Below are 5,123 nucleotides of genomic sequence, written 5' to 3'. Positions count from 1 at the left end.
TTGAAATCACGACTATCCCTCCCGAATGTTCCAAGCTCAGGATAGTTGCGCCACACAAATTGAGGCAGAACCCTTAATTGTGAGATGGGAAATCCAACGAAATCGAGACCGTTCAATTGTCTGGGGTGCAATTTCTGACCGGCCGTGGAAAGCTTCCATTTTTTACTCAAGGCGGAGGGAATCATGCATTGGCGCATCACGGTAGAAGCGGTCGATCTGACCGGTGAGGAGTATCGGCAGGAGTTCCTGTTTGAGAAGGATCTTGATGGCTTGACTGACGGTCGCATCGGCTGTTCGATCGAGGACGGCAAAGAGATCATGCGTGAAATCCAGAAGGCTGTCGTGCAGCGCGAGCTTGATCTCTGGGTACGCTACCGGCGCATCTGTCAGTGCTGTGGTGGTCAGCTGCCAATCAAAGACTACCGGACACGGAAGATACTGACGGTTTTTGGCGCAGTTCCGTTGACCTCTCCTCGCCTGATGATCTGCCAAAGATGCACCCCATGGGCCTGTTTCACGTTCTCTCCAGCCGCGGATCTTTGTCCTGATCGCGCCACGCCCGAACTGATGGAGCTGTCGGCGAGGCTTGGTACCAAGCTGCCCTACCGCGAGGCATCGGACATACTGTCGACATTCCTCCCCGATCAAATGTCGCGCAAGTTTACCACCCTTCGCCATCGCACGCTTTCGGTTGGAAAGCGCATCGAAGACGCTGAACGCAGTCGGCGCTGGAACGAATTCTTGGCTAAAGAAGACCGCACCCAACTGGAGTTGCAGATGGAGGACGATCCCGCGCGCGAATTCATCTTCACCGTCGACACCGCGCATATCCCCTTGGTGAAGAATTGGGGCGGGCGCACATTTGAGGCGGTTGTCGGTCATTGCGGACGTGGCGGTCGAGGCGACAGCCCTGGACCGCTCTTTGCGTTCGAGGGGACACAGTTGGCTGAGTTGGATGCGACCGCCTCACTGGCTTTGAACGACCAGGGATATATTGGTCGAGGGGAGATTACTGTGATCTCGGACGGCGAAGAATGCCTCAAGCGCCTGACTGGCATGTTGCCGCAGCCGGCCACTCACATTCTCGACTGGTTTCATATTTCAATGAAACTTCAGCCGCTGGCCCAGATAGCACTGACTGTACCCGAGGGCTATGGTCTGTTCGAGCAAGACATCGACCGTATCAAATGGAGACTTTGGAACGGCCAACCAAAGCGTGCTCTGGATCTGATAGCTCTCGTCAGAAAGGCGCTTTCCTCAGAGACAGGTCACTGTTTCTGGGCCCAACGCGCAGACAAGCTCCTGGAGAAACTTAGCACCTATATTAGCCGAAACAGTCAATCAGTCATCAACTACGCTGAACGCCATCGCGCAGGACGACGCATTGCAACATCACCGGCAGAAGCAAGCGTGAACGCGCTCGTAGCCAAACGGTTCGTCAAGAAACAGCAGATGCGATGGTCACGAACCGGCGCGCATTATCTGCTGAAAGTGCGCGCTGCAATGCTGAACGGTGATCTCCCGGATCGAACCCGATACGTCCCGCCTGAAACCGAAGGATCGCCCTATGTGGCAAGCCTGCTGAACCCAAAACCGCCACTCCTTAAAGCGGCATGACCCCAACATTTTGAACGGTCCCCCGTGTCAATTCGCCCGGGCAGCTTGGCCGCAACGTCGATTTCGACCGCTTCGATCCGCCCGTTGCCGCGCGCGAATCCTTCCGCGTCCGTATCGGATAGGGTGCTTTGCCAGATCAAAAAGCCGGATACGGCGACAGCGATGACGATCGCGGCCATGATAACGGGTCTGTTTTTTGCCACTGGATACTCGCTTGTTGTGATGATTCGGGCGTGTTTTTTATTCTTGCGACGCGCCTGAACCCTAAATCATCCGCATGCGGTTTCACAACCGGATTGAACGGCGCATCCGTTACAGAACGATGTTGTCCACCCGTCCGAGCCGACCCCGGGCAAAGTCATAGGAAAGGCCCAGCAGGCCCAGAACTGAATCGATTTCGGGCTCATTTCTGGGCGCATAGACCATGACAGCCGTGGGCGGGATCATGCCCGCCGCAGCCATCGGATGTGGCTCTGCCCAGCCAAGATCGACGATCTTCGGCACCGCATCCTCTGGCAGCATCATGTGCAGGCTACCGTCCTGCGGCGGATGGACATGGGCGAACTCGGTGCCGATCATGAACGCCTCGCGGCAGCCGCAGCCGCGCCCGTGTTCGAGGCAAAGTGCCTCGGCCCCCGGCACCGAGATCATCGAGGGCTGGCGGATGACAAAGGGGAAATCGAAGGCCCTGTCCCTGAATGCCTGAGCTGTCGCGGCATCTGGGTTCTGACTGATCTGGGTATGCGGGGCACAAGGCGTGGTGACGGGCCTTGGCCCCTCGCGCGGCGGGATATTCAGCATGACGGGGCCTCCTTGGGTGTCGTTTACGCCTGCCCGCTCAGTGCGGGCGTGTTGGCCAGCAGGAAATCGCGGACCGATTGTGGCTTTTGCCCGGTCAGCTTTTTCACGTCATCCGAGGCCACGTCGAGATTCCCCTTGGCAACGGCGACATCGAAGGAGGAGAAGACATTCGCCATGAACTCCGGCAGGCCGTGTTCCTTCATCGCCTCAACCAAGGCGTCGCGCGTGATCGGGACGTAGGGGATCTCCTTGCCGGCAACTTGGGACAGTATCGCGGCGATCTCGGCATGGCCGACGGCCTCGGGTCCGGTGATGTCGCGCAGGGTCGATCCGATCTCGGACAACAGGGCCGCTGCGGCGGCGCGGGCGCAATCGGCGCGCGTGACATAGCCCGCCTTGCCGTCACCCGCCGCCGCGTAAAGCGCCCCCGCGCCAATCGCCTGCGCCCCGCTCATCAGCAAGAGATCGGCGTAAAGACAGTTGCGCAGGATCGTGTGCGGGAGGCCGGTCTGCTTGATCAGCGCCTCGCTCTCGCGGTGATCGGCGGCAAAGGTGATCGGGCTGCTTTCATCTGGATTGGTGAGCGACGTATAGACGATATGCGTTACACCGGCCTCCTGCGCGGCGGCGATTGCATTGCGATGCGCGGCAAGCCGCTTGCCCGGCTCAAGGTCGTCCGTCGAGATGATCAGCAGCCGCCCGCCACCGGCAAAGGCCGCGCCAAGCGTGGCCGGATCATTGAAATCGCCCGCCCTGACCTCAACCCCGCGCGCGCGCAAATCGGCGAGCTTGTCGGGCGTGCGGGTGATGGCAACAACGGGATTCGCGCCCTTCGCAAGCAGGTTCTCGACGACCTGACGGCCAAGCTGACCGGAGGCGCCGGTGACGATGAAGGGGCCTTGGATGCTATCGGACATCTTGTGGTTCTCCTTTTGCGTTTTCTGTTCAACCGAAGCGGAAGGCGCTTTCGACAGCGCCAAGAACGTGATCCTCCAGCGTCTTGCGACCGATATCGTTGCCCGCCGCGCCCACCACGATATGCAGTGGGATCAGATGCTCTTCGCGCGGATGGGCATCGCGACCGCCCGGTGCGTCTGACCAGTGCACGAGCCTGCGGTTGCGTTCCTCGGGATCGGGACAGGTCATCACCTCGGTCAGCCAGGCGTCGAACGCGCCGCCAACGACGGGGCCGCGCGGCCCGCCACGCAGGCTTTGCATCAGCACGCCCATGTTGTGATAGGTGTTGCCGCTGCCGAGGATCAGCACGCCATCATCGCGCAGGGGGGCCAGGGCCTGACCGAGCGCAATGTGGCGCGCGGGGTCCAGATCGCTGGCAACCGACAGCTGGACGCAGGGAATGTCAGCCTCTGGAAAGGCGACCTTGAGTGGCACAAAGACGCCGTGGTCAAAACCCCGTGCGGCATCCTTCGCGGCGGCAAGACCGGCGGCGCGGATCAGGTCATGCACGCGATCGGCCAGCGCCGGATCGCCGGGGGCGGGCCAGGTCAACTCGTAGGTATGCGGCGGAAAACCGCCATAGTCGAACAGAAGCGGCGGGGTGGGACTTGTCTGCACGGTAAACGCGGGTTCCTCCCAGTGACCCGAGATCACCAGAAGCGCCCTGGGGCGCTCAGGCAGTGTGCCCGGAAGATTCTCCAGAAACTGCCGGTGTCGGTCCCATTCATCGGGCGGAGTCCAGTCCATGAAGAAGCAGGGGCCGCCCCCGTGGGGAATGAAGAGCGTGGGCTGGCGGGCCATGTCCGATTGTCCCTCCCGGTTGCCAAGGTAACCCTCGAGTGCCTGTATCAGGAGGTGTAATAGTTGAGTTATGGAAAAAATTAAAGTAGGGACGATAAAGTAACCATCTGGGAAGGAAGCGCACAGCGATGTCCAAAACGCCGCCACAGTGCCCGATGGATGCGATCCTGCGGCTGCTCATGGGGCCGTGGACCACCTACATCATCTGGGTCCTGAACGATCAGGGGCCGCAAAGGTTCGGGGTGCTGAAGCGCTCTGTGCCGGGGATATCGACCCGAATGCTGACCGAGCGTCTGCGGATGCTGCAAGGTGCCGGGGTCATCTGGCGCGAACAGGCCGAGACGATCCCGCCTGCGGTCACCTATGGCTTGACGCCACGCGGGAACGACCTGCGAAGCGTTCTGGACGCACTGGGAACTATCGCGGAACGCTGGAAAGCTGAGGGGGTGTTTCAGGACGATGACTTGGGCGCTGTTTGACTGCGCCAGCCCGAAAAACGCGTGCGTTTACCAGCTTTGGGCGGTGCCGATTCATGACGGTTGTGTTTGTGAGCTACGCAGCGCCGCTCGGCTTTTGCGAATGACAGTTGATGGACCTGTTGGACGCCTTTGAGCGCGGCCAGTCATGTTGCACTGTGCGTTCGTTATCACGTTTTGGAACCAGGTGATCGCCATGAGAGAAAGTAAAGTTGCCGATGTGCTTAGAGGGGCGAGGGAGGTCTTCTTGAAGTGCGGCTTCGAAGGCGCCAGTGTCGATGCCATTGCCGAACAAGCCAAGGTTTCGAAGGCGACCCTTTATGCGCATTTCCCAAGCAAAGACAGGCTTTTCTTAAGCGTTTTACAAGCTGAATGCGACAAACTTTCAGAAGAAATCTGTGAACGGCGGAGCAATACTCGGCCACGGTAGCGACGGCATAGTGTTGTCGCGGGCGGCGTAAAAGTCGTCCA

General features: G+C 59.8%; 7 protein-coding genes. 3 read left to right on the top strand and 4 right to left on the bottom strand.

Features of this window, described 5'->3' with window-relative positions; translation table 11 throughout:
- The coding region (locus PXK01_RS21710) for a hypothetical protein (RefSeq protein WP_274861709.1) at positions 1 to 185 on the bottom strand (185 nt) is incomplete at its 3' end.
- Here PXK01_RS21710 and PXK01_RS21705 point away from each other — a divergent pair.
- Positions 184 to 1,617: an ISKra4 family transposase gene (locus PXK01_RS21705; protein WP_274861707.1), complete on the top strand. Its 1,434-nt coding sequence runs from the start codon at positions 184 to 186 to the stop codon at positions 1,615 to 1,617. The genes PXK01_RS21710 and PXK01_RS21705 overlap by 2 nt on opposite strands.
- A 312-nt stretch (positions 1,618 to 1,929) precedes the next feature.
- Here PXK01_RS21705 and PXK01_RS21700 read toward each other — a convergent pair whose 3' ends face one another.
- The 3 genes from PXK01_RS21700 to PXK01_RS21690 are packed head-to-tail and all read right to left on the bottom strand — an operon-like array spanning position 1,930 to position 4,176.
- Positions 1,930 to 2,418, bottom strand: a complete 489-nt coding sequence (locus PXK01_RS21700; protein ID WP_065334266.1) for a luciferase domain-containing protein — start codon at positions 2,416 to 2,418, stop codon at positions 1,930 to 1,932.
- 23 nt (positions 2,419 to 2,441) lie between these two features.
- Complete coding sequence (locus tag PXK01_RS21695; RefSeq protein WP_065334271.1) at positions 2,442 to 3,335, bottom strand: NAD(P)H-binding protein; 894 nt, start codon at positions 3,333 to 3,335, stop codon at positions 2,442 to 2,444.
- A 28-nt stretch (positions 3,336 to 3,363) separates the two neighbouring features.
- The gene (locus PXK01_RS21690; RefSeq protein WP_008282860.1) at positions 3,364 to 4,176 is read right to left on the bottom strand and encodes a DODA-type extradiol aromatic ring-opening family dioxygenase; all 813 of its coding nucleotides are present in this window, start codon (positions 4,174 to 4,176) and stop codon (positions 3,364 to 3,366) included.
- Positions 4,177 to 4,304: 128 nt separating this feature from the next.
- On the opposite strand from PXK01_RS21690, the gene PXK01_RS21685 reads away from it, so the two are divergent.
- Together PXK01_RS21685 and PXK01_RS21680 are read left to right on the top strand one after the other, a co-directional pair.
- Positions 4,305 to 4,655 carry a winged helix-turn-helix transcriptional regulator gene (locus PXK01_RS21685; RefSeq protein WP_037275416.1) on the top strand — a complete coding sequence of 117 codons (351 nt, stop codon included), beginning with the start codon at positions 4,305 to 4,307 and terminating at the stop codon, positions 4,653 to 4,655.
- Positions 4,656 to 4,848: 193 nt separating this feature from the next.
- On the top strand, positions 4,849 to 5,082 hold the full coding sequence (locus PXK01_RS21680; protein ID WP_446728470.1) for a TetR/AcrR family transcriptional regulator: 234 nt from the start codon (positions 4,849 to 4,851) through the stop codon (positions 5,080 to 5,082).
- Positions 5,083 to 5,123 lie beyond the last annotated feature (41 nt).

The organism is Phaeobacter sp. PT47_59 (genome assembly GCF_028890025.1).
Classification (GTDB): Bacteria; Pseudomonadota; Alphaproteobacteria; order Rhodobacterales; family Rhodobacteraceae; genus Phycobacter.
The sequence above is the reverse complement of the archived record's forward strand: the minus strand, read 5'-3'. Positions and strand labels throughout refer to the sequence as shown.